Annotated in this window: 21 protein-coding genes; 7 read left to right on the top strand and 14 right to left on the bottom strand. The window is 40.8% G+C overall.

All coding sequences use genetic code 11. The features are described from left to right. Nucleotides 1-289 precede the first annotated feature (289 nt). Nucleotides 290-1561, top strand: a complete 1272-nt coding sequence (locus IIC38_06560) for a LysM peptidoglycan-binding domain-containing M23 family metallopeptidase (GenBank protein ID MCH8125606.1) — start codon at nucleotides 290-292, stop codon at nucleotides 1559-1561. 61 nt (nucleotides 1562-1622) lie between these two features. On the opposite strand, the gene IIC38_06565 is transcribed toward IIC38_06560, so the two are convergent. Next, the gene (locus tag IIC38_06565; protein ID MCH8125607.1) at nucleotides 1623-2198 is read right to left on the bottom strand and encodes a YIP1 family protein; all 576 of its coding nucleotides are present in this window, start codon (nucleotides 2196-2198) and stop codon (nucleotides 1623-1625) included. Between the two features lie 429 nt (nucleotides 2199-2627). Between IIC38_06565 and IIC38_06570 the strand changes: the two genes are divergently transcribed. The 5 genes from IIC38_06570 to IIC38_06590 all read left to right on the top strand — a co-directional run bounded on the left by IIC38_06570 (nucleotide 2628) and on the right by IIC38_06590 (nucleotide 9655). After that, a complete protein-coding gene (locus IIC38_06570) occupies nucleotides 2628-3257 on the top strand; it encodes a nucleoside recognition protein (GenBank protein MCH8125608.1) in 630 nt (209 codons plus the stop codon). Beyond that, nucleotides 3254-3799, top strand: coding sequence for a spore maturation protein (locus IIC38_06575; GenBank protein ID MCH8125609.1), 546 nt, complete (start codon nucleotides 3254-3256; stop codon nucleotides 3797-3799). Before IIC38_06570 ends, IIC38_06575 begins: the two co-directional genes overlap by 4 nt. Before the next feature lie 709 nt (nucleotides 3800-4508). Then, nucleotides 4509-7391 (top strand): excinuclease ABC subunit UvrA, encoded by a 2883-nt coding sequence (gene uvrA / locus IIC38_06580; protein ID MCH8125610.1) that lies wholly within the window; start codon nucleotides 4509-4511, stop codon nucleotides 7389-7391. Then, nucleotides 7378-8181 carry a hypothetical protein gene (locus IIC38_06585; GenBank protein MCH8125611.1) on the top strand — a complete coding sequence of 268 codons (804 nt, stop codon included), beginning with the start codon at nucleotides 7378-7380 and terminating at the stop codon, nucleotides 8179-8181. Before uvrA ends, IIC38_06585 begins: the two co-directional genes overlap by 14 nt. A gap of 118 nt (nucleotides 8182-8299) precedes the next feature. Further along, complete coding sequence (locus tag IIC38_06590) at nucleotides 8300-9655, top strand: OmpA family protein (protein ID MCH8125612.1); 1356 nt, start codon at nucleotides 8300-8302, stop codon at nucleotides 9653-9655. Between the two features lie 10 nt (nucleotides 9656-9665). On the opposite strand, the gene IIC38_06595 is transcribed toward IIC38_06590, so the two are convergent. The 11 genes from IIC38_06595 to IIC38_06645 form a co-directional block, all read right to left on the bottom strand. Then, nucleotides 9666-10835, bottom strand: coding sequence for an ABC transporter permease (locus tag IIC38_06595; protein ID MCH8125613.1), 1170 nt, complete (start codon nucleotides 10833-10835; stop codon nucleotides 9666-9668). A gap of 116 nt (nucleotides 10836-10951) precedes the next feature. Then, on the bottom strand, nucleotides 10952-11644 hold the full coding sequence (locus IIC38_06600; protein MCH8125614.1) for an ABC transporter ATP-binding protein: 693 nt from the start codon (nucleotides 11642-11644) through the stop codon (nucleotides 10952-10954). Nucleotides 11645-11690: 46 nt separating this feature from the next. Then, nucleotides 11691-12974 carry an efflux RND transporter periplasmic adaptor subunit gene (locus IIC38_06605; GenBank protein MCH8125615.1) on the bottom strand — a complete coding sequence of 428 codons (1284 nt, stop codon included), beginning with the start codon at nucleotides 12972-12974 and terminating at the stop codon, nucleotides 11691-11693. Nucleotides 12975-13084: 110 nt separating this feature from the next. Then, nucleotides 13085-14473 carry a TolC family protein gene (locus IIC38_06610; GenBank protein ID MCH8125616.1) on the bottom strand — a complete coding sequence of 463 codons (1389 nt, stop codon included), beginning with the start codon at nucleotides 14471-14473 and terminating at the stop codon, nucleotides 13085-13087. Between the two features lie 25 nt (nucleotides 14474-14498). Next, nucleotides 14499-15224 (bottom strand): YIP1 family protein, encoded by a 726-nt coding sequence (locus IIC38_06615; GenBank protein ID MCH8125617.1) that lies wholly within the window; start codon nucleotides 15222-15224, stop codon nucleotides 14499-14501. A gap of 211 nt (nucleotides 15225-15435) precedes the next feature. Further along, entirely contained in the window at nucleotides 15436-16878 is a 1443-nt protein-coding gene (locus IIC38_06620) for an HD domain-containing protein (GenBank protein MCH8125618.1), read from the bottom strand. 147 nt (nucleotides 16879-17025) lie between these two features. Beyond that, nucleotides 17026-17955 (bottom strand): DUF2845 domain-containing protein, encoded by a 930-nt coding sequence (locus IIC38_06625; GenBank protein MCH8125619.1) that lies wholly within the window; start codon nucleotides 17953-17955, stop codon nucleotides 17026-17028. Nucleotides 17956-17983: 28 nt separating this feature from the next. Beyond that, entirely contained in the window at nucleotides 17984-18391 is a 408-nt protein-coding gene (locus IIC38_06630) for a hypothetical protein (protein MCH8125620.1), read from the bottom strand. A gap of 54 nt (nucleotides 18392-18445) precedes the next feature. Next, the gene (locus IIC38_06635; protein ID MCH8125621.1) at nucleotides 18446-19888 is read right to left on the bottom strand and encodes a PQQ-binding-like beta-propeller repeat protein; all 1443 of its coding nucleotides are present in this window, start codon (nucleotides 19886-19888) and stop codon (nucleotides 18446-18448) included. Between the two features lie 514 nt (nucleotides 19889-20402). Continuing rightward, nucleotides 20403-21350 carry a hypothetical protein gene (locus tag IIC38_06640; GenBank protein ID MCH8125622.1) on the bottom strand — a complete coding sequence of 316 codons (948 nt, stop codon included), beginning with the start codon at nucleotides 21348-21350 and terminating at the stop codon, nucleotides 20403-20405. Between the two features lie 122 nt (nucleotides 21351-21472). Next, nucleotides 21473-23515, bottom strand: coding sequence for a M1 family metallopeptidase (locus IIC38_06645; GenBank protein ID MCH8125623.1), 2043 nt, complete (start codon nucleotides 23513-23515; stop codon nucleotides 21473-21475). 463 nt (nucleotides 23516-23978) lie between these two features. On the opposite strand from IIC38_06645, the gene pdxH reads away from it, so the two are divergent. Continuing rightward, the gene (gene pdxH, locus IIC38_06650; protein MCH8125624.1) at nucleotides 23979-24617 is read left to right on the top strand and encodes a pyridoxamine 5'-phosphate oxidase; all 639 of its coding nucleotides are present in this window, start codon (nucleotides 23979-23981) and stop codon (nucleotides 24615-24617) included. Between the two features lie 832 nt (nucleotides 24618-25449). On the opposite strand, the gene IIC38_06655 is transcribed toward pdxH, so the two are convergent. Further along, nucleotides 25450-25662, bottom strand: a complete 213-nt coding sequence (locus IIC38_06655; protein MCH8125625.1) for a hypothetical protein — start codon at nucleotides 25660-25662, stop codon at nucleotides 25450-25452. Nucleotides 25663-25673: 11 nt separating this feature from the next. Next, nucleotides 25674-26186: APC family permease (locus IIC38_06660; protein ID MCH8125626.1), on the bottom strand; the 513-nt coding region annotated here is incomplete at its 5' end.

Here is a 26186-nt window from a genome sequence, read left to right on the forward strand (position 1 = left end):
AAAACTTTGCAAAAAAACAATAGAATTGCTACAAATATAGTGTCCCTACAGGATTGAAATCGAAATAAAAACAGTAAGAATTAAAACAGCGATATGGTACGAACTTATTTTAAAAATCATAATTATTTTCTGGATTTTGTAAAAATAGCTAATAGCAGATGTTGAAAAAGTACGCATTATTAGGATGAACCATATTTTAGTTTAGTTGATATTAAAGTATTGACAAATATATTAACAATCCGTAAATTAATAAAACTATGGAAATTGCAACGATAATGGTTATTGCATAATGAAGAAAAAATTGATTATTGTCCTGGTTCACATTTTGGTTTTAGCAGCTGTCGGATATTCCATATATCCTATTAACCAGCCTGAAGAAAATCCGCAACAGGAAGTACTCAAAGCCGGATTGATCATTCCTATCCCTAAAAAGTTATTGGAAATTGAAACTGTATCGGGCAAGATTCACCGCGGTGAAAGTTTATGGGATGTATTTCTTAAGAATAAAATTGCCAGGGAAGATATTCAACCGGCGATTGATGCCTTCAACAAATTATCTAATTCGAGAAAAATTCAACCAGGCCAGAAATATGAAATAGAACAGGACCTGAACCGGAATCTAATTTCGTACCGTTTCTACCCGGATTTGTTAACTGTTTTTCATATCGAAAAAGACAGTCTTGGGAATTTCATCAGCAGGGTTGTTCATCGACCCATGGAAAAACGAACCGAATCGATCAGTGGAACGGTTAATTCCACTTTGTATGAATCCGTTATCGAGCAAGGCGGATCAGTTGAATTAATCTATAAATTTACGGATATATTTCAATGGGACATTGATTTTTTCACCGACCCGCAGCCCGGGGATTCTTATAAAATTGTCGTCGAGTCTTTTTACCTGGATGATCAATTTATTCAGTATGGCGATATAATGGCTGCACAGTATAGCCTGGACGGTAAACCGTTAACATCCTTCTTAAGAACAGATGCTTTTGGTATAATGGGGTATTATAACTGGGAAGGAAAGTCTTTTCAAAAGGCTTTTTTGAAGTCCCCCCTCAATTATAGGAGAATATCATCCTATTTTTCACTGCGAAGATACCATCCGATCTTGAAAAGAAGGCGCCCCCACCTTGGAGTTGATTATGCGGCATCTTATGGCACTCCGGTTGAAGCATCCGCAGATGGTGTTGTCATTGAAACAGGATTTAAAAAGTATGGTGTCGGAAGATATATAAAGATCAAACATCCCTATTCACAATTTTCGACATTGTATGGCCACCTCAGTAAATATGCCAAAAAAATCAAGAAAGGGGTAAAAGTAACCCAGGGCCAGGTGATAGGTTACGTTGGTTCTACAGGTTTGGCAACGGGACCGCATTTACATTATTCTTTTTATGAAAACGGCCGGCCTGTAAATCCATTTCGAATAAAGAACTATTCCACGAAGCCGATACCCGCAGATCGTTTGGAAACCTTTCGCACTCAATCCCTTTCAATGCTCGGGGAACTTGCCGGTCTGCCTGATGGCAATTCAACCTATTGTCAATTTCAATTCTAAAAAAAATCCCGGCATAAAATCGTCTTCCATACCGGGATTCTAAGAAAGCTAATTAGAAAGTTTAATAGCCGTAACGACCTGCCACCATCGACACACCTACGATTGAAGCAGCAAAAGCTGCAATAATCATATTCACAATCACACCGACGATCACAATTGCAACTGTATAGACCAATGTTTTTTCTGCGGGGCATTCCATCAAATAAGGTAATCCAAGATATAATAAATATATACTATACAGTCCTAAAATGCTGAGAATGGATAAACCCGGAATAAGGTGAACCACGCCAATCACCCAGAATGCAGTCATAGAATAGGCAACTAACTTTAAAGAATTAAGGCTATTTTTCTTACCATCAAATGTTGGGGCCAAAGCATCAACAATTTTTGAGGTTATAAAAACACCTGCAATGGATAATAAATAAACAACAATCATCCAGAAAATCCCTCTAAAAAATCCCATGCCCAAGCCAGAAAATAAGCGACCCAAGAATTGTGCTATTACTGGAATGGCAGCCAGGATCATTACATAATCCGTATAAATCTCCTTTTCACTTTTGGCTTCGCTCTTAATGATTGGCCATGTGTCCACAGGGCTGATAAGAATTGCTTTAACTCGATCTACTAATTCTTGCATGATTCCTCCACAGTTGAAAAAATAATAAGCTGTTGTTGAAGTAAGAAAGTTAAAATGATACAAAAAATTCATTCTTTGTGCAACTACTTTTTAGTGTGAGACATCGAAACTCATTTAAAATTTGAAGGTTTGGTATACCAAAAATCTAATTGGATAATTTCACATCGTACTAAATTTTTTTATTAATTTTTTTTCTAATGTGTCGATGATTAATAAATTTCGGGGATAGAGCGGGCAACTTCTCATGATGTTGCCCGTTTTTTTTATGCCTAAAATCCCTTTTAAACTACCTTTAAATCCATATCATTTCACATCATTAATCACCCCTTCTTAAAAATAATCCATGAAATGCTTGCTATAAAACCGAAAAATAATAACTTGATCTGAATAGCTATTTTATTCATTTTACAACTCTAAACGGAGGCATTCATGCTGAATTATGTCTGGATATTTTTGATGGTTACATCGCTTGTCGTTGGTGCTATCAACGGAAAGTTAAAAGAGGTGACTATAGCCGCATTCGAGATGGCTGGGGTTGCGGTGGATATTGCCTTAGGTTTAATCGGTGTTATGGCATTTTGGCTTGGGATTATGAGGATCGGAGAAAAAGCCGGCCTTATTCAATTGCTGGCAAAGGCCATTCGGCCCGTTACCAATAGGTTGTTTCCCGAAATACCTCCAGAGCATCCGGCTATGGGTGCTATGATTTTGAATATTGCTGCCAATTGGCTGGGATTGGGGAATGCCGCAACGCCATTCGGAATCAAGGCGATGGAAGAACTGCAAAAACTGAATCCCCTTAAAGATACGGCTTCAAATACCATGGTAATTTTTCTTGGTTTGAATACCGCAAGTATTACATTAATCCCGACGAGTATCATTGCCATCCGGGTTCAGATGGGATCGGTAGCGCCGTGGGATATTATCGGAACAGCCATATTTGCCTCAACGATTGCAACCATAACCGCTGTTATTATGGCGAAACTTTTTCAGCGTTTTCCCATTTTCAAAATTAAGGATAATGGCAATATTGCAACCGGAAAGGAGAGCCAGGCATGAGTGAACTATTCCGTAATATTATAAATAACGTATCTCTATATGCGATTCCGCTTCTTCTTTTTTTAATTCCGCTTCTTGCATTTATTAAGAAAGTAAAAGTCTATGAAGAATTTGTTGAAGGTGCAAAAGAGGGCTTTAAAGTAGCGGTTACTATTATTCCCTACCTGGTGGCTATCTTGGTTGCAATAGGGATGTTTCGTGCTTCTGGGGCTATGGATATTTTTGCAAATTTGATTTCTCCTTTGACAGATTTGGTTGGATTCCCGGCCGAAACACTTCCGGCAGCATTCATGCGGCCTCTTTCCGGAAGCGGGACACTTGGAATTGTTACGGAGTTGATGAATACGCATGGTCCGGATTCATTTGTGGGCCGGTTGGCATCGACGATTTACGGTTCAACCGAAACTACGTTCTATGTCTTAGCTGTTTATTTCGGGGCGGTAAACATCAAAAAAACACGCCATGCCGTTCCAATAGGATTAATTGCCGATTTTGCAGGTATAGCTGCTGCTTTATTTATTTGTAAGTTGGTTTTTGTCTAGGACAAGAATTTTGGTTTTACTCTAAGAATTTGAAATTGATTGTAATTTTATTTATGAGTGTAAAGCATAAGTCCCTTGTAATTAATGGGATGTCCGATAATGTTTAGATGCAAAGGAACCACTTAGTTCATTAATTCAATGGGTAAATCATTATTAAACATACCCCGATTCTCTGCCTAGGGGTTAGGTTTCTGGTCAATTCTAAATGTTTTTTGATTAAAGATATTAATGGCGACGATGTCCAAAATCCATATTATCCAAATAAAATTTTAACTCATCCCCGTAGCAATGAAACTATTTACTTAACTTGGATTATTCATGAATCAGCTTTTAAGCTTAAAGTTTCCTAATTGTCATCCCTTTCGCGACGGGATCTATTTCCATAAAAAGGGAATAGTGAAATCGTAAATATAACTTAAACTTAGTTGCAAAATAGATCTCTCTTGGATGACAGTGATAAGGTTTATGAATAGATCAGGTTAAGCAATTTATTAGTAATTTAGTAAGAAAGGAGTTGTCTAGAAATTAATGGCAATCCTGATTTATTTAGGTGAAACTTTTTACAATTAGTATCATTATTTGAATCACCTGAAATATTATGATTTTTTTGATTTTAGTATCGATTTCGATTGGATAATATTCAAGTCAATATTTATATTAATAGTTCTGTAAATAAAAATTTACTTCTCATTTTTTTAACATTTAAAATATGCCAAATCAAAACAAAATCGTCATTAAAGGAGCAAGGGAGAATAACTTAAAAAATATAGACCTCGAAATCCCTCGAGATAAATTAGTTGTAATTACAGGCCTATCCGGTTCAGGGAAATCTTCCCTGGCCTTTGATACCATCTACGCGGAGGGGCATCGCAGGTACGTAGAATCTCTTTCTTCTTATGCAAGACAATTCCTTGGCTTGATGGAAAAACCTGATGTGGACAATATAGAGGGACTCTCTCCGGCTATATCAATCGAACAAAAAACTACCAGTAAAAATCCTCGCTCAACAGTTGGCACAGTTACTGAAATTTATGATTATCTCCGTTTGTTGTTCGCACGTATCGGGATCCCTTATTGCTATAATTGCGGGAAACAGATCCAGCGTCAAACCGTTCAGCAGATAGTAGATATCGTAATGAACATGCCCGAAGGAACCAAATTTCAAATATTAGCTCCTAGTGTAAGAGGGCGTAAGGGAGAGTATAAAGAGGTGTTCGAGGAAGCTCGCCGCGAAGGATATGTACGAGTCAGGGTTGATGGGAAAATTCGGGAATTATCAGAAACCATAACCTTAGATAAAAAGAAAAAACACAATATTGAAATCGTGGTTGACCGGTTAATTGCAGACTCAAAAATCAAAAATCGACTTACTGATTCAATTGAAACCGCACTGAATCTTTCCAGCGGATTATTAATCATCAGCGAAGTGAACGGTAAAGATCATCTTTACAGTGAGCAGTTCTCTTGTATCGATTGTGAAATTTCTTACGAGGAAATTGCACCACGTATGTTTTCGTTTAACAGCCCCTATGGCGCTTGCCCAACCTGTAATGGACTCGGCACAGTTCGTGAAATCGATCCACAACTTGTAATCCCAAACGATGAATTATCGGTTAGGGATGGTGCAATCGAACCTTGGGGCGGAGGCCAAGACGGATGGTATTTCTCTCAACTTCAATCTTTAGCGCATCACAATAAATTCGATTTAGGGTCGCCCTGGAAAGATTTGGACCCCAAAATTCATCAAGTTATTCTTTATGGCTCGAACAAGGAAATTGAAATTGACTACAGAAATAAAAAAGGAACGGTTAGCGCTACGATCTTGCACAAATATGAAGGAGTTATTCCCAGTTTACATCGTCGCTACCGGCAAACCGGATCATATGGAGTGCGAGACTGGATCGAAAATTATATGAACTCATGCGCTTGTGAAGCCTGCGGTGGCTCACGATTAAAACCGGAAAGCCTGGCGGTAAAAATTCACGAAAAATCCATCGCCGACGTTACACGTTTTTCAATTAAACAGGCTAAACAATTCTTTGCAGAGCTCAAATTAACGAACCGGGAACAGATCATCGCCCACCAGGTGTTGAATGAAGTTAACCAAAGGTTATCATTTTTATTAAATGTCGGTCTGGATTACCTCACACTAGATCGCACCGCAGGAACACTCGCAGGCGGCGAATCGCAAAGAATTCGATTGGCGACTCAAATCGGTTCGCAGTTGGTTGGCGTGTTGTACATTTTAGATGAACCTAGCATAGGCCTACATCAACGCGATAACAAACGTCTGATCGAAACCCTTACACGTCTTCGCGATTTGGGGAATACCGTTTTGGTAGTTGAACACGACCGCGAGACCATGGAACATGCAGACCACATTATCGATCTTGGACCTGGCGCAGGTGAAGATGGCGGCCATATTGTAGCACAGGGTAAAGTACATGAAATTAAATGTGCTAATGGCTCTATCACCGGAGATTACTTGAGCGGGAAAAAATCTATACCAATCCCGGAAACCAGGAGGGAAGGAAACCGACTCAATTTAATCCTTAAAGGGGCTGCCGGTAATAATTTAAAGTCCATCGATGTAATTTTTCCATTGGGAAAATTGATTTGCGTAACCGGGGTTTCCGGTTCCGGCAAGAGTACTTTAATTAACCAAACACTCTACCCTGCTCTTAAGCGAGCGATTTACCGCTCAAAGGAAATCCCTTTACAGTATAAGTCAATAGAGGGATTGGAACTAATTGACAAAGTAGTTGACATCAATCAATCTCCCATTGGCCGTACACCACGTTCAAATCCGGCTACCTACACCGGATTATTCACTCCAATTCGTGATCTTTTCTCGCAATTACCCGAGTCTAAGGTTAGAGGTTACAAACCTGGTCGCTTCAGTTTTAATGTGAAGGGTGGAAGATGCGAAGCCTGCGAGGGTGATGGAATTCTTAAAATCGAAATGCACTTTTTACCTGATGTCTATATAACTTGCGAAGCTTGTAAAGGACTTCGTTATAATCGTGAAACATTGGAAATCAAGTATAAAGGCAAAAGAATTTCTGACGTCTTGAATATGACAGTCAAGGAAGCTTTAATTTTTTTTGAGAATATTCCCGTCATTCACCGAAAATTACAAACTCTGTTCGATGTGGGATTGCGCTATATCAAATTAGGCCAGCAGGCTACAACTCTATCGGGAGGAGAAGCTCAGAGAGTAAAACTTGCAACCGAGTTATCGAAGGTTGCAACCGGTAAGACACTATATTTGCTGGATGAGCCAACAACGGGACTTCATTTTGCAGATATCCAACACCTGCTGGATGTATTAAATCGTTTGGTTAGCAAAGGCAATACAGTTATTGTGATTGAGCACAACATGGACGTCATCAAATCAGCCGATCATATCATTGACCTGGGACCGGAAGGAGGTGATTTTGGCGGTCAAGTAGTTGCCACAGGCACCCCGGAATCAATTTTGGATATACCCCAATCATACACCGGTCAATTTTTAAAGAAAGAAATGCAATTCAAACCGGTTATTGAAAGACCCATTGCTTCAACTGCAGAGGCTACGCTTGAGGCTTCCTGAACCGCTCAACCAACTGTTTCAAATAGTAATCCGTTGCAATTTCACTTCATATAATCTCCATGTTTACTGGGATGAAAATTCTGAATCCTGTTCAGAGAAACAGGTTAAGCTTGAAAATGGTTTTTGGCAAAAACTGCTTCAGGAAAATTCCGGATCAAATCTATTTAATGGAAAACTGTGCCGTCTTCGAGATTTTGAATCCAATTTAAATTCAATGACACTAACACTATCGCCTATAGAGTATAAAACCCATGTATATGCGATTCTTAAAAAAAGTGAAATTTCTAAATCTCGTACTAAATCAGCCAATTTGGCGTTAGGAGTCAGTGCGGTTGTTGTTGCCAATGATGCCAAAGTATTGTTTATAAAACGAAGCAAAAAAGTACTCATTGAAGCTGGAAAATTTGATGTGTTTGGCGGACATATCGATCCACATCAACATTTTAAATTGGATCAGATTGAAAAAATACCCGATCCGTTTATTTCGATAAAAACCGAATTACACGAAGAATTAAATCTTTCTGGTTCACAAATTAATAATCTTACAGGAATCGGTTTAATCAAAAACCTGTTAACCGGACAACCAGAGCTCATTTTTCGATGCAAGACAAATTTGGATTCAAACACTTTAATTGAACAATCAAAGCTTGCAGAAGACAAAGCTGAATATTCGGATATACTTACAATGTCTAATGAGCCTGATGTATTACAAAAATTTTGTTTAGATAATGCCTTGGACTTCAGTCCATCAGGATTAGGCAATATTTGGGTACACTCTTTGCACGTTTAGATTATTAATAGTCTAAATGACAAATAATTAATCTTAATTCTAAAGTGGTTTCAATGTCCTTATATTTTCATCAAATGCGTGACTCATTTGGAATCAAAAATCCGGGTTGGAGTGTATATTGATACGAAGGTTTTATTTAATTTTGATTCTAATCCTGGTAGGCTGCTCATTATCACAAGCCCAGGAAATTAGAAATCGATTTGGTATAGGGGTTTATAGTTCGGCAATTTCTTTAATAGGAGGAACTACTACTGAAAATCCGGTAGATATTTCCAAAGGACTTTCTATCTTCTATGGATTATCAAACCGATGGCTGGCATCTTTGAATGGCAGCTATAGTCGTATATCCCCGGAACTTCCTTTACAATCTCAATTTAATAAATACTCGCTTTATCCCATATCTCTAGATTTTAGTTATACTCCAAGGCACTGGGAGCGTGTTCATCATTACTTCACCGTAGGCGCAGGAGTTGTAACCTGGGATGCCAACGATGCTTCATCTAATCTAAAATTCTGGCCTAAAATTTTATTAGGCGTTGGATTGGAAGGTTTCATTTCCAGCCGATTGAGTGCTGCTTTTTATCTGCACTACAACCAGGTATTAAAAAAGCCAGAAAATATTGGAGAAGAAATCATAAAAGAGATTACGGATAATCGAATTCTTTTTGAAATGGGATTTTCACTGAAATTTTGGAGTCCTTACAAAGGGGATATTGACAACGACGGCATTCCAAATCATCTGGACAATTGTTTAAATGAGCCGGAAGATTATGACGGTTATTTTGATTTGGATGGATGTCCAGACCCGGATAATGACAATGACGGTATTCTTGATGTGGATGATTATTGCCCCAATATTCCCGAGGATATTGATGGCTTCGAGGATTTAGACGGCTGTCCGGACCTGGATAACGACGGCGATAACATACCGGATGTATTGGATAGTTGTATGAATCTAGCGGAAGATTTTGATGGATTTCGAGACCTGGATGGTTGCCCTGATTTTGACAACGATCTCGATGGAATTATCGATATTAAGGATAAATGTCCAAATCGACCTGAAACCTTTAATGGCTATTTAGACGATGACGGCTGCCCGGATAAAATAGTTGAAGAGATATTAAAAGGTAAAAAAGTAGTTCTTAGTAATATTAATTTTGAATACGATAGTTCGATTCTCATATCAGAAGCCTTTGCGATTTTGAATGAGGTTCTGGCTGCACTCAGGAGAAATCATGAAATCGAATTAATTATTAGAGGGTATACCGATTCAAAAGGAGATTTTGGTTATAATTTGGAGCTATCGCAAAGAAGAGCACAGGCTGTGGTGCAATATTTATTGAATCAAGGAATCGATAGAAATAGGCTAAAATCTGTTGGCTATGGTGCGACCAGTCCCATTGCTGATAACTCGACTGAAGAAGGCCGATTAAAAAACCGAAGAGTTGAATTTGTTCCTCGAACAAAGGAATAGTTTTAACTAGCTATTCGTATCTCAAAGCTTCAATTGGACTCAGCTTGGCTGCTTTTGAAGCAGGATAAAGGCCAAAGAAAATCCCCACTGATGATGTGAATACTAATCCTAATATGACGGAACCTACCGATATGGTAGCCGGCAGCGGAGTATAAGCATCGATTATTTTAGCGATTCCAAACCCGAGCAGTATACCAAGTGTCCCTCCAATCATACAAATTGTAACTGCCTCTACCAGGAACTGCGACATAATATCAAACCTTTTGGCTCCAATGGCTTTACGAATGCCGATCTCCCGAGTCCTTTCCACGACCGATACCAGCATAATGTTCATGATACCAATTCCTCCCACCAGGAGCGCAATAGAACCAATCCCTATCGCCACAATGTATAAAGTTGCAGTCAATTGATTATACATCGAAGTAAATGTATCTTGCTGGTTGATGGCAAAATCATCCTCCTCCATTGGGGTCAATCCTCTTATTCTTCTCATGATACCGGTAAGCTCATCTTTGGCAGCTTCAATGCGTTCCTGGCCGCCAGCCTTTACTTGAATTGTGATCGAACGCCGGAAGCCAAAAATCTTATAAAAGGCGCCAATTGGAATGACAACTCGTTGGTCTAAGCTAAATCCAAAGATACTGCCTCTTTTCTCCAATATGCCTACAACCAAAAAGTAATGACCCCCGATTTTAACACGCTTACCGATTGGATTTACGTTTTCGAAAAGTTTATCTGCAACTTCCCAACCCAACACACAAATATTGCGTCTATGTTTAATGTCCGAATCGATTAAAAAACGACCGTATTCGGGAAGTGCGTTTGAAGTTTTCTGATATCCACCGGCAGTACCCACAACGCGAACTCCGCTTACCGTCTTACTGCCATATTTTACATTCCTGGACGTACCCACCTCATAAGATATTGCTGTTGCAACAGTATTCAATTTAACTACCTGTTTTGCCTGCGCTTCGGTAATGTCCTTTCTGTTGCGATATTTAAAAAAATCCATTCCGGCAAACCAGGGCATTTTTTGAATATATAAAACATCAGAACCCAGAGCAGATATTTGGGAGCTAAACGCTTTGTCAAGTCCCTTGATAACAGTGTTAATGGCAATAATCGTCAAAATGCCAATCATAATTCCCAAAGTGGAAAGGATTGCTCTCAGCTTATGCATTCTAAGCGCTTGAAAGGCCATGGCCACATTTTCTAGGAGGGAAATAAATATTCGCATTGTTTTAATTATAATCTAATTTTTACCTGGTCTTAATGATTTCTTTTGAAATAGTATTTTTATTGATTTGGTTCACTTGCCACGATCTCATCTTTTTCAATGAATCCATCCCGTAGTCGAATTATCCGCTTTGCATGATCCGCTATATATGGTTCATGAGTTACCAAAATAATCGTATTCCCAAGGTTATATAATTCCTCCAGGATTTCCATAATTTCTTCACCTGTTTTGGTGTCCAGGTTACCGGTTGGCTCATCAGCAAAAATGATCGATGGATTATTCACCAACGCCCTGGCAATTGCCACACGTTGGCGCTGGCCGCCGGATAACTCACTGGGTCGGTGATCCATTCTGTCTGCCAGTCCCACTCGTTCTAATGCATCCTTTGCTTTAGCTTTTCTTTCTTTTCTAGGAATCCCACTGTAAATCAACGGCAATTCAACATTGTGTAACGCATCAGCCCGGGGCAGTAAATTAAAAGTCTGAAAGACAAAGCCAATTTTTCGATTTCTTATGCTTGCCAGGGAGTCATCATCTAATTTGCTTACATCGACGCCTTCAAAAAAATAGGTGCCCTCCGTCGGCGTATCCAGGCAGCCCATGATATTCATCAAGGTGGATTTGCCAGAGCCAGATGGCCCCATGATCGCGACATATTCATTTTTATTAATCGAAACATTAATATTTTGAAGTGCGGGAACAATTACCGTTCCTAGTTGGTAATCTTTTTTTAAATTTTGAATTTCGATTATTTTATTGTTTGTATTCATTGAGTCAGACATTGCTACCCCATATAAATTAATTCGATTTTGATTGAAAACGGCGGGATTTCTTATCAATCTTCACCTTTGCATCATGGCGTAGATCTTTAGAGAGCACGCGATAACTTCCTGTGACAACTGTTTCACCTTCTTCAACGCCTGAAAAAATCTCAATATGTGTATCGCTGCTGATGCCGGTTTTAACAACCCTGGCTTTTGCCATCTCGTTTTCAATCACAAACACAATTTCTTCTAAATCATCTTCACCATTGTCAGCATAGCTTCCAGCTGAATCATCATCGTTTGTTCCCTTAGAATCTTTTTCCGCTAACCACCCCTCTATTTCCTTTTTTTGTCGAACAGTAACAGACTGTATTGGAAGCTTTAACGCATTGTCTTTGACGTTGGTAATGATGTCTACAGTGGCGGACATTCCTGGTCGGACTTTTATAATATCATCGAGTACCAGGATTTTTACTTCAAAATTAGTTACTTCTTCTTGCGTCCCCATTCCCCGGGTATTTGCAGTATGTGCAATTTCACTAACTTTTCCGATGAAAGATGTGTCCGGGAAGGCGTCTACCTGAATTCTGGCTGAATCGCCCAGGCAGATGTTTACGACATCATTCTCATCGATCTCGGTGACAGCCTCCATTTGCGATAGATCGGATACGACCATGATCACGTCTTCCTGAAATTGCGAGCCCAGGGCAATTTCACCCTCTTCTTTGTTCAATTGTGTAACGACGCCATCTATGGGAGAATTCAAAGTAGTCTTAGACAGGTCGTCTCGTGCCTGATCCAATACTGCACTGGATTGAGTTACCTGATCGAACGCTGCATCTAGATTTGCCTTATCGATCTCATAAGCAGCGGCATAGGTATCAAGCTCGCCCTGGGAAGCCAGTCCTTGCTTAAATAGTTTCTCAGAACGCTCATGCTCGGATTTACTTTTCGCCAGGTTTGCTTTCTGCCGTCTTGCTGAAGCTTGGGTCGAGCTCATATTCGCTTGTGCTTGAACCACTGCCGCTTCATAACGGGTACGGTCCAGTTCTACCAAAATTTGGTTTTTTTTAACAACATCCCCTTCCATAACATGGAGCGCAATAATCTTAGCGCTGACATTGGCACTGATCTTCACTCCAAGTTTTGGCTGGATCCTGCCACTACCACTTACTATTTGAACCAATCTACCACGTTCGGCTTTTTCTACTTGTACGTTAAATGTTTTTCCGGATGATTTTTTCAGGTTAACGATAACAAAAACAGCAAGTACTGCAATAGCAGCAATCGCAATAATGGCTTTTTTCTTATTAGACATTTTTCCCTACCCAATGTTTATTTATTATTGATGAATACTACCATCAAATTTATGGAGGTAATTAAACTATTGCACGGATAATTTTAGTTTAATCCGTGCTTGAGGTTATATTAATTCAGATCAGTGGATAATTTTTCTTCTAAATTTCCAATTTTACTGTACAATTCAGCCAGGTAAATCAATTTATTATATTTTGTTGAAATTAAAGTTGCCCTGGCTCGTGTCAACGAAACCCTTGAAATGACTATTTCCAACAGGGTTCCCGCTCCAACCCGGTAGCGCTCTTCATTTAAGCGCAGGTCTTCTTCCGCAGATTGAATGTTATCCAGGTTAATCAACTCAATCTCTTTGTTTGCCTGTAAATTCAGAAAAGCTTGTTCGATCTCGTTTCTTAGGGTTAGTTTGCGGTTAATTAGATTTTCTCTATCGATGTAGTAATTAAGATTAGCTCGATCGATACTGGCTGCATCGGAAAAGCCATTGAATATATTCCATGAGAGACTGATTGACCCTCTAATCTGATAATTCTTATCAATAGGACTATATAGTTGGTCAAATTTCGAATTAGACCGACCATAATTTGCACTGAATGTAATTCTTGGCAAAAAATTGGCTTTCGACATTTTTACGCCATAATCTGAAGCGCTCATCCTCTCTTCTAAACTTTTTAATTCCGGATTCATCTGTTCTGCCATGGACCAGGTTTCCTCTAATGTACGATCCAAAGGTTCTATCTCCAGGTTTGTCTCAACAATCTCAATTGGAGTTCCTGGGTTTCGTGCCATCGCAATATTGAGATTATTTCGATTCAGGTTAACAATATTTTGCTGTGAAATCAGGTTTGTCATATCTTGCCCCAAGTTCACTTTTCCCCGAAAAACATCTGCCTGGGCTACAGCGCCCAATTCGTACATAACTTCAGTTTTTTTCAGCTGCTCTCTGGAGGATTCGACAGCTTGCTGGAAAACTTCTAACAGTTTCATGCTTTTGATATATTCATAATAACGTTGTACAAGCGTTGCTATCGTTTGTTTACGAGTATTCTCATAGCTATATTCTTCACTACTATAGTTGCGGTTCGCTTGCTTGATCTGGTTCCACCAGCGCCCACCGTCATAAATAGTTTGGGAAATGGATAGGGAGCTAGTAAAAAATGAAGTCGTCGATTCCTGTGTGATACTTTGCTGTTGAACAAAAGTAATCTCGCCGGTCTCCGGATTTTGTACTGGCACATCTCTCGTGTAAAGAGCCGCTGATTGAAAAGTACGTGAAGGATTCAAACTTGCGCTTAAAGAGGGCAAAATATTAGAGCGTGCTGAAGTAACGTTCGTACCTGCGATATCCACACGTCTTTGAGCATTTTTTAAATTCGAATTGTTCTTAATCGCTATTTGAATACAATCGTTGATTGTCAACGCATTTGTTTGGGAATATACCCATTGCGGGACGAATCCGATAATGATGATAATGACTGCTATATTAATTATTTTACGCCACATTTTGAACCTCTCTATTTTTGTTAACTTAACTGCCAAACATACCCCCGAATACACTACTTAACGCTATTGAAACAAATATCCAAATTACCCACAATCCAACAACTGCCGTAGCAGCTTTTCCTTGGGTAAATTTATAAATTACCCCAAATCCGATTATTAACAATACTACCATCCAGATCGTAAATAGATCAAATTTTGCTAAGAATTTATAAATAAAATCTTCTTTCATATCCGAGGATAAAAATGCCGCGGGGCTGAATGGTACGTCAAAGGAATTTTTTGCCAGCATAACCGGGACGGCAATTATGGTTCCTACAGTTTGTATACCCAAGGTTGTATAGCTATATACGGCGAGTACTTTTTTGTACGTGCTGTCACCACCAAGTAGATGGTTATTGACAAGGAAAAATATCCCGGCTACAATAAATGCCATTACAAACGTGGATATAATCGCCCCAATCGGGCCAAGATATTTTATAAACACTTCGGTTTGTTGGACTTGTTGCTGGGCATCTTCATAAGACATACCTTGCTTATCCACTAATTGATCTATTTGAGTTTGTACAATAACAGGAAATAATACAAAAGCTGCAATGGCAGCAATAATGGCAACAACTAATAGTGGTACGATCCAATCCGGTTTTCGATCAATGCTTTCGTAAGCAGCTTGCGGCGAAAAATAAATATCAATCCATCTCTGGATGAATCCCTTTTCAGTTTCTGCAGCGGATGTTGTAGTCTGATCGTCCATGGTTTTTCCTTTCAACATAACTGATTAAAAACGAATACTGTTAATTATTGTTTCAAAGTTTCAGGTAATACAAGAACACCCTGGAAATATTCAGAAAATACTAAAATGAATCGAAAATGAGAGTTTATTTAAAAAACCCTTATTACTAGAATGTAATAAATCAAATTATTGAAGCAATAAGATAAATGACAAAAACAACTTTTATGAATTTTTATCTATTTGAATTTTCCAGAGAGCCCGGGTGTAATAATTCCACCTTTAGTTCCTCCAAATAGCTCAGCGCCGCATCGTACTCGTTGGGGATTTTCCCATCGAGTATGGCGTCCTCAATGGCTTTCTTAAACTTACCAACAAGTGGACTTGGAGAGATTCCGCAGACTTCCATGATTTTTTCTCCACGGACAGGAGACTGAAATCCCCTGAGTTGGTCTTTCTCCATAACTTCACCGACCCGGCTCATCACATAATCAAAATTTTTCAAATGTTCTTTAACCCGTTTGGGATTGCCGGAAGTGATATCCGCCCGGCACAGTTTTAACAAATCATCCAATTCCTCACCGGCCTGTACGATAAACCGGCGAATTGCAGAATCCGTTACATCCTCGGAAACCAAAAAAATTGGCCGGAGATGTAGGCGAATCAGCTTCTGTACAAACTCCTTTACATCATTAGAGATTCGCATGCGCTTAGAGATCCCTTCCATCATTCTTGCGCCAATTTCATCGTGGCCATGGAAAGTCCAGCCAACCTTCTCATCAAATCTTTTGGTTTGGGGTTTTGCCACATCATGGAAAAGGGCAGCAAGCCGAAGATTCAATTTATCCGAAACCTTTGCAATGTTGTCAACAACGATCAGGGTATGGTAAAAAACATCCTTGTGATGAAATCCTTTTCTTTGCTCAACGCCTTTCATATCAATCAATTCCGGCAGTACATGGGCCAATACATCTAATTTATCCATCAATAAAAGCCCGGTTGAAGGCTTTGGTGCTGAAAGAATTTTGAAGAATTCATCCGTAATTCGTTCCTTGGAGACAATCTCCAAACGCGACGCCATTTTTGTAATTGATCTTTCAGTCCCTAAGTCGATCTCAAAATTCAACAGGGTTGCAAAACGGATAGCGCGCAGGATTCGCAAAGGGTCATCTTTGAAGGTTATGCTCGGTTCCAGTGGAGTTCGTATGATTTTTTGATCCAAATCGCTCATCCCGTTAAATGGATCATACATCTTTCCCCAATTATTGTTGTTGAGTCCAACGGCGAGCGTATTTATGGTGAAATCACGGCGGGCAAGGTCGGATTTAAGGTCCGCTTTTTTTACCATAGGCTTGCGTGAATTTTCCAGGTAACTCTCTTCCCTTGCGGTGACAAACTCCAGTTTGTATCCATTCAGCTCGAGCATGGTCGTTCCGAACCGTTCAAAAACAACTACGTTTTTGGCGTTGTATTCCTTTTGCAGCAATTTGGTAAATTCCAATGCATCGCCAACTATTGTAAAATCCAGATCCATTCGCACATCACTGTATGGATCATCAGAAAGGAGTAAATCACGTATGAAACCGCCTACAACATAGACTGAAAAACCATGATTGTCCGCGATCTGTCCGATCTCATTTAGAATATTTGGGAAATATTTTACGCACTGGGCTAACATCTGAAAATACACTCATCAAATTAAATATTTGATAATATAAAACCAGGCATGTCAAATGCAATGAATTTCATACAAGTTAGAGGTGTTATTTAATATGGATATTCTGAAAAATTAACTGCCCTAAGGATATTGATCACTGGTTATGGATCATTGATCCTCATCCTCCCATCGTACAGTTTTTAGCCGGTTATTGCGAAAATGGAGAAAGTAAGTTCGATCTTTAACCCCTTTGTAAGTCCAAATTTCAGTGTCAACATTGTCCTTTTTACCCTGGATTTCTTTTTTTACCGGTTCACCCCAACTAATCAACACCATATCTTCATTCATCCCTTTCCGTAATTGACGATCTTCGATCAACTTCCAATCACGTATTCGCCAATATGGAAATTTCCTTCTCGGATCGCTTAAGTACCAATCTTTGGTAAATTCATCAAAATTTTTATACAAAAGATAACCTTGCCGTTTTGCCCTGGTCGAAAAAATAAACCTGATTGGGAAAAACCCATATTCATCCCATGCGACCGAATCTAGACGAACCGGTTGTATATTCTTTAAAGGAATGGTTCCATTGTCTTCAAAATTATACAGAGCATCCCATTTTTTGCTCCAAAATGTCCTGCCAACTTCATTTTTGGCATTGTCAAAATCATCTACAAATCCGAAATTAACTACCTTGGATTCATTATCGTCCCAATAATAAACTTCCCGCATATTATGAAGCAATCTTACTTTCCAAAAATAACCCAGGCGCCAATAAGGGCTTCTGTTGGGTTTTGTAATCAAAATTTGGCCATGCCAAACCTCCTCAATCTTTCCGTATTTGTACAACAAATCTTCCCGTTTTGGTTTGGGTCGATCAAAATTATATGGATTGTAGTACCAGTCGAAATAAGGATTTTTCACCTTAACATGATTGCAACGAAGATAGAAAATGACTTTTCCGATCCAATCCTGCCTTTCATCACCAAAAAACTCGTGAGGATTTTCAATTTTTGAGACAGGACCTTCTTTTTGCCCCAATAGTAAATTGGGGCTGAAGATCAACAAAAAGAATGAGATTGTGAAACTCTTTTTCATTCCCAAAATCCGAAAAAGGGGAATTAAATTATACTCTTAACCGAGAAAACAGCTCATGTTTTGAAGGTATTCGCCCGGAGAATAATAATTCTCCATCGAATATAATTGCCGGTAATCTGTATAGCATGAATAAACTTTGAAACGAGGCCCGGGAATATTTCTTTTTCCGCCAAATATCCAATAATATTTTGGGGGTTAGAAATAGCTGGTTGCGAGGGTCAACTTGTGAAATATCGATATCATCTGAAAATTTATTTTTTACTTCGAGAAATAACGGGGCAATACCTGAAAGAATAGTGCGTTGTTGGTCAAAAATCGGCTGACCGTTTTGAACCAGCCAATCTCCTTCCAGTTTTCCACAGCAATCGCTTCCGGTTAACTGGCCTTCATTTTCCCGTATAAAAATCAATGAATGATTTGAAGTTGCTTTAGACATTGTTTAGGAAGATTAACATTTGCCGTTTCACATGTGCCGTCTGCCGTTTTACATCTATAATTTTCCAAAGCAATACAATGCACCTACTGTTCGAATATAAATCCGGTTGTTGGAAATGGCCGGGGTTGCATAACATTTGTCACCAAGATCATTTACTGCCATGATTTCCAGGCTGCCATCTGGTTTGAGGACAGAAACTTTACCGGATCGGGCGATCATAAAAATTTTATCATCTGCAGCCACTGGCGATGAGTAATACGCATCTACCGCACCTAGCAGCCGGACCTGCTTGATAACCTCACCATTAGATGGATTGAATGAAGTTACAATACCGCCATCATTGACCATGTAAAGGATATTTTTATATATCAGCGGTGACGGTAATTGAGGTACCGATTTATGATATTGCCACAAAAGATTGGTTTCGGTCATATCACCATGGCCACCAAGCCGGATTCCTAACATGCCGTTCTTGGACCCCAAAGCAGCCTTATAATATTCCCATTCATCCGGACTCATGTTTTTGTCATGATTCAAATCCATAAACGAAAACCAGGCTTGGATTTTACCCTCCGGCAGTTCCTCTTTGGATAATAAGCCATTGCCGTCCTTATCCTGCTCTTTCCATACTTCCTGGTAATGCGGAACTGTAACAATTTTATCCGGTTGGTTCATAGGCGACCCATAGCCATTTACAAAAATGATATCATCACTCATTACTGGAGTTGATTTCATTTCGAAGGAGAGGCCGCTTACCCACCAGTTTTTGCTGCCGGAATCGATCGCGTAAGAAGTCAGAAAAAAAGATCCCGGCACGATTAGCTCTGCTTTTCCATTTTTTGGATAATACAGGATAGGAGTCGAGTGCCCACTTTTTGCTTCCGGCCGTTTAATATTCCAAATAACTTTACCGCTGTTTTTATCCAAAGCCAGCAGAAAGGAATTCGTGCTTTGATCGCAGTTTAAAATAACTTTGTTATCCGCAAGAATCGGGGAAGCCCCCATTCCGTAAATATTATTGAAAGGACTTAAGGGATAGCGCCAACGTTCATTGCCGGTGAAATCGTAAGAGATGAGTCCGTAATCGGCGAAAAAAACATAGACATTTTCCTCATCTACCACCGGGCTGGGAGATGCCGGGTTATTACGAGCATCGATCTTATCCTGGCGATCTCTTGGGGACTGCTTTCGCCACAGGATTTTTCCATCCTTGCGATCAAGACAAAAGGTGAAAAGGGTATCTCCGGAGAAAGCTGTGAGGAAAATATATTTTTCAGAAAGGATTGGCGATGAGTGGCCTTTGGGCAGCTCGGTCTTCCAGATCATGTTTTTATCCGGACCGAATTCCAGCGGAAGGCCAACGGCTGTTACCACTCCGGAACCATTGGGTCCGCGGAAACGAGACCACTTTTCTCCAGGCTTATCCGAAGATATGGCCTGAGAATAGAATACGAAAATGAATAGCAGGTACAATAAGAATTTTGTAATTGTTTTCATGAATGTCGCCTTTCAGTTTGGTTGAGAAGACAGATATTTCGATAAGTACACTAATTCATAAATTTATGACATATTTTTAATAAAGTCGAAGTACTTGTTTAATTTCAACGACCCCTCCTAACCTCCCCTTATCAAGGGGAGGAATTTCCCCTCCTTGTTTTAAGGAGGGGTCAGGGGAGGTTATTTTGATGTTGATAAATCTAATTTATTTACCTCACCGTATTTATTGTTTTTATGTACTTGTACTAAATACTAAATAAATAAACTTACTATCAATTTTTGAAAAAAACAGCTTATTTTTTTGAGCTTGAATTATTGGTTTGGCCCCCTAATTTGTGAGCTTTCAATTCTAACTAACTATAACTAAATAACTTTTAAGAAAATAACCCGCAACTTTATTTATGGGAAACAAATTGAATTAATTAACTTCTTAAAACCATTTCTTTCTAAATAACAGACACTGTCTTTTTTTGATTTCCTTTAGCAATGTTTCTTCTATCATAGTTAACAAAAGCTAATCAACATTCTCAATCAAAGCTCCACCCATTGTTGTCTGCCCACCATAAAAAAGACAACGTGTCCAGATCCGGCTGAGTATGTAAAGTTGGCCCAAAATAAAAGGTACGAAAACAGCCAGCCAACTGGAGCTGCTGCTTGGATCGAAAGCGAGGAGCCAATAGATGCCAAAAAAGAGCAGCCACACAATGCCAATTGATAGGTACAATCCAAACGTTTTGCCAAGATTTCGAACGATCATTTTAAACGCTTTGATTGGGGCAGTTAAGGCATTTTTATGATCTTGAAGAACGGTTAAGATTTTGCTGTAATCGAATAACATATTCACAAGCCAGACAAGAACCCAAAGGATAAAGTATTTGATCACGGTGTAAAAAAAGTGAACCCGCTCATCGAGTGTCTCTCGCGTTAACGAACTGACAATGTCGGAAAGCCAGCTCATCACAAAACCAAAAAGAATAAAATACAAAATCGTAGCCATCAACCATAGAACGATAAACCTTGGAAAAAATTCGGCAGCCTTTTGAAAGAATGTGCTTTGTTCATCCTGGTTTGCATACAATGAAATAAAACCGCCGGAGAAAAAGGTCCAAAAAAGCATCATTACCACGCCCATAAAAACAATTCCCGCAAATCCCTCAGTTAGATTTCCTGAGATAAACGCGTCCAAACTTTTTAGAATGGCGCCAATCCCGACTACACCAGGCTCAAAGGTGGCCGCCAACCCACCAGCCTCGGCCCTGTAACTATTGTACCAAAGCCCGTCAAATCCGGTAGACATGTTTTCCGCCGCCTGGCTGGAGCCCAGTGAATCCTGAATCGTCCCGGCAAGAATGGCGGCAAATACCATCGCGACAACCAGGTTCAAAAAGTAGACTAACAGAATATAACGTTTGGATCGTCCTACGTTTTTTATTCCTGTTCGAATCGCTTCTGTAATCTTCATTTTTCTTTATCTCCAATTAAATCTTAGCTTTCCAAAAATTCCATTTGCCCGCCACCCTGAGCGGAGTCGAAGGGTGGTATAAATTTGAAATAAACACCATGCTTCGACATATAAATCCAGGATCACGAAAAGAATGCAAAAAATTCAAGTATACTCTGCATCCAGATCATCCATTTAACGGCCCACCGGCGCGCTGCATCTTCGGCAGGGGCATTGCGCAGCCAGGAATTATTGGCATGATTCACATCAAGTACCAGCTTATTCTCCGGATCAACTTCGACCTTTACCACTTTTGCTGATTTGACATAATCGAATTGATGCCACCGCGCGAGTCCATCCCATTGCTCCATTATCTCTTCTTCGTTATCGAAAGTGATCTTCACTTCAATTGGGAATACCGCTTCTCCCCAACGCCTGATGACAACGGTAGAGTGATATTGCTTTTCGGAATCGCTGCTGTCAGTTTCGCTTTTACTTTTCTGAAATACCAATTCGCCGTCCTGTTCTTCGTATCCATAAAGTTCATTAATCGAATTGGAAGTGACCTCATCCACGGCGTAATCAAACACACTTGAGCTGTTATATGTTTGTTCGAAAAACCAACCCATATCCTGGCCACTGATTTCATTCACTATATCAAAAAAATCCTGCGGTTTAGGATGTTTGAATTTCCATCGTTCAAAATAAGTCGAAATGGCTATTTGAAAAGTTTCCCAGCCAAGGTAATTTTCCAAAGTTCGCAGCATCATTCCAGGCTTACCGTATGAATTCAAGCCATACGCGGCGGTGCTGATTTTCCAGGAAATCGTAGACATGGGATCTCGTTTTAAGGTTGAGTTGAAGCCATAGTATTGGTCGGCGCCATCGGTTCTCTCTGATAATTTCACGGATGGGTAAACCACCGGGATAAAACCATCAAAATATCGCCTGCTTAGTACCGGCGGGTCATAAGCTGCCGACATTGTCCGCGTAGTGGAATAGGTGTTGAATCCTTCATCCAGCCAGGCATATTCGAATTCATTGTTGCCGACAATGCCGTACCAGAATTGGTGGCCGGCCTCATGAACGGTTACACCTTCAGGTGATCTCGTTGCTAAAGGAGAAAGCCAGCGGGTGCCGCCGGTAAAGAAAGTCGGGTATTCCATGCCACCCGTTCGGGAGCCATATGCAGGATCGACGACAGTTACATGATCATATGGATATGCGCCAAACCAGTTGCCATAATATTTTAGCGCTGCTGCGGTTGCAACAAAATAGCGGTCTTTTTTACTGGCATGATCCGGCATTAGCAACAGCCGCATATCGACCTGCGGTAATCCCGGTTCCTCAAATCGTTGGACATGTGCAGTAAAATGAGGGCTCGTTACCCAGGTGAAATCATGCACATCCGCCTGGGTATAACGATGGGTCGTTGTACCATCGCCATTGTCTGTTTTCTCCATCTCTTTGCCCGTGGCGCCCAACACCCACCCGCTCGGTACCGTCATTTTAACGTCATAGACACCGTAATCCGCATAAAATTCCGTTTGAATAAACTGGTGGCAGTTCCAGTTGCCATCGGCTTCCAGGACGCCTATTTTGGGGAACCACTGTGCGAGGAAATAATATTTACCTCGCCTTCCTGTCCGGCGGAATGTACGCGGAACGCGGGTCTCCCACTTAATTTCCAGACTAATGGATTCACCTGCGCCAACGGCTCGTGGCAGGCTTGCCCGCAATACCGTTCTATCATGTTCGTTGCCATCGTCCAGCTGAATAAATTCCAGTGTTCCGGTAATTTCTGTTTCCTGAAAACCATACTCAGGTAAAATTTTCATGGCGCGAACATCGTTATATGCCCATTCATCATCTTTATAATCGGAACGACGGAAAGAATTACGGCCGTTATTAAGGAATGAACTTTTATCATTTCTCCAGGCATTGTAATACAGGTGAAATTGCAATTCATCGGTAGGAAAATCCGTGATATTACGCCAGTTTAAAATTGTAATTCCGGTGATTATATTTGCTTCGATATCCAGGACTACATCCATGGTGTAATTGGCGTTTCGGGGGCTTAAGACTTCATCTTGTGCGGTGGAAGTTTGGGGGGTTAATCCCAACACAAAACCAAAATAAACCAGGATTCCAGACCAAAGCCCTTTTCGGAATAGGATTTTTGCCATTTGGATTTCCTCTGTTTTGTTAAGTATTTAAGTATTTAGTTATGGATTGATAATCATTTGCAGTATATGGATTGGTCATTTGAGATGCAAGAACTTTTTCCGGATTTTTGATGGATGGTTAGATTTTTAGTTTAAGGTGAATAACAATATAAGGTTTTGCTTTAAGTTAGCCAGCCTGAGCCATTAGCTTTTAGCTGTTGGCCTTTAGCTTGCCGATGAGATTGTTTATTATTTTTTGTTCTAAGTTAAGCCGATCCATAATCAGGTCGGGACACCAATAGCTAACAGCCAAATGCCAATAGCTAAACAGTTATCAAAAATAATAACGTCAACTCACACTCCAATAACCTTGAAAACCATAATCTCATTTTGTATATAATAACCTAACCATTAGTACCTGTTGGATTTTTAGTTTGTAATTCACAAAAGCTTTCTCAATGTCTGCAAACAAAAAGAGACAATAATGGAAATTGAAGGTTCGTCAAAAGACTATAAAAACAAAGCCTTAACCCGGAAAGATCTTGATCCCGATCCGGTTAAACAGTTTGAGAAATGGTTTAAAGAAGCGGGTGAAACTGAAATCGAGTTTCCCAATGCAATGAGTCTTGCTACGGCTTCTATTCAGGGAGTGCCGACCATAAGAACGGTATTATTGAAGATGTTCGATGCAAACGGCTTCGTCTTTTTTACCAATTATGAAAGCAAAAAAGCCAAACAGATCCGTGAGAATCCCAATGTTGCCATTCTCTTTTTATGGGAAGCTCTCGGGCGGCAAGTGACCATAACCGGTAGCGCTGCAAAGATATCTACAGCCGAATCATTCAAGTATTTTTCATCCCGCGACAAGGGAAGCCAACTTGGGGCGTGGATTTCTCAGCAAAGTTCGGTCATTTCATCGCGGCAATTCCTTGAGATGAAATTTCAAGAAATAAAGCGAAAGTTTTCTGACGGTGTGATTCCTCTCCCCAGCTTTTGGGGTGGTTATCGAATTGTTCCAAAGACATTTGAATTCTGGCAAGGTCGTTCGGATCGCCTGCACGATCGATTTCTTTACAGTGCGTTGGACGAAAATAACTGGAAGATCGAACGGCTTTCGCCCTGAACCGATTTGAACGCACTTTCGGTTCAGGCTGCTGAGGCCTGAGTTGGAATCGGCAATCTGGCGTGTGTCTTCTTCCATCTGGCGTTTTTCCAGGCGCCTGTCCAGCAATGGCGCCGGTCCTTTCACAAAATAAATAACAAGGACACCTAAAAAAGGGACCGGATATCTTACGAACAGCAAAAGTAGCAACGTTGCTGGAATAGCACCCACCTGATACAGGCCCAAGGCCAGAAAGGTGAGAAGCGCAAGATCAGCCAGCGTGTCAAGCATGCGGCCCAATCGCGTACAGAGTTGTTGACGTCGTGCTAGCCACCCGTCGAGTAAATCGGTCGAGGACAGGCCAACGATAAAAATTGCGAACACTGGTCCGATTACCGGATTTACCGGGATTTGCAGGCACGGCCAGACGACCAGCGGTGCAAGACTGAGGCGCAGGAAACTCATCCCATTCGGCAGCAACAGATTTGAGTGTGGACGCACCTGAGCGTCGTCGAGCATGCCGAGGTGGGTCAACAGAAAAACCACGGCACTGGCATACCATGGAATCCAGTACATTAATGCCGTGAGTGTTCGATCAGGCGATTGAAACAACAGCGTCAGCGAAATGATGCCGATCCCCGTGGCGGCGACACCGGCAATCCATGACCAGCAGGATCTTGCGCGAGCCGGCGACTCTCTAATGTCGTCGAGCGAGCGGGCCCAGGACCGCGACAGAAGAATGCGCCACGCATGCATACTGAAATGACTGCGGGCGACCTCGCTAATCAGTTCCCGAGTAAATGCCGAAGTTTCGTAAAGCGATTTTTCGCTGGAGTCGGGATCTTTAGAGAAGTTAATCATCGTTGCCAGCCAGGTTTGACGGGTATCCCGCAAAAATGGAATCAGGCAGACCGGCCGTGTCTTCACCGAAGCCGAGATAGTCGATGCAGGAGCCTGCGAGGATGGGGAGAATCATTAGCGCGGATAAACCGACAGCGCCGACAAAACTGATCAGGCACAGGCTTAAGCCACCGTTAGGGTCCAGTTTCTCCAGCCGCAATTTCATGCGTCGTTATGTCAGCCCGATCGAACCTGTTTTCGCTTTTCAGCCCATCTTATGAGCGCCTCCCCTATCGCGATTATGACCAAGGCGCCGAAAAGCACCGGCAGTTGTATCCCTTCGCCTGGCGTATAGACAAACAACACAACCGACAATGCCAGTACCAGGATGCAAAGGCAGGCGAGTGTCTTTGCGACCGCATCGCCACCGGGCACTTTGTACGGTCGGGTTATGTCGATATCGACATTACGCGACTTTATAAAAGCGAACAGCATACCGATGTATGGCAGCAGGAATATGATGGCGCTAAACGCGAACAGGGACCAGAACAGGTCCGCATTGGAATGCGACAAAAAACCGTACAACAGCAGTGTGAGGGTGCCGAAAATACCCATGGCAACTGCGGCGCCGATGGGAGTCCCGAGTGTCTTGTGTTCGATGCCGAAAAAATCAGGAAGCTCCCCTTCCTGAGCGGCTTCAGCGGCCGCTCGATTGCAGCCCAGTGCCCAGGTAACCCCATTGGAGAAGAA

The sequence above is a fragment of the candidate division KSB1 bacterium genome, assembly GCA_022566355.1.
Taxonomy (GTDB): Bacteria; Zhuqueibacterota; JdFR-76; order JdFR-76; family DREG01; genus JADFJB01.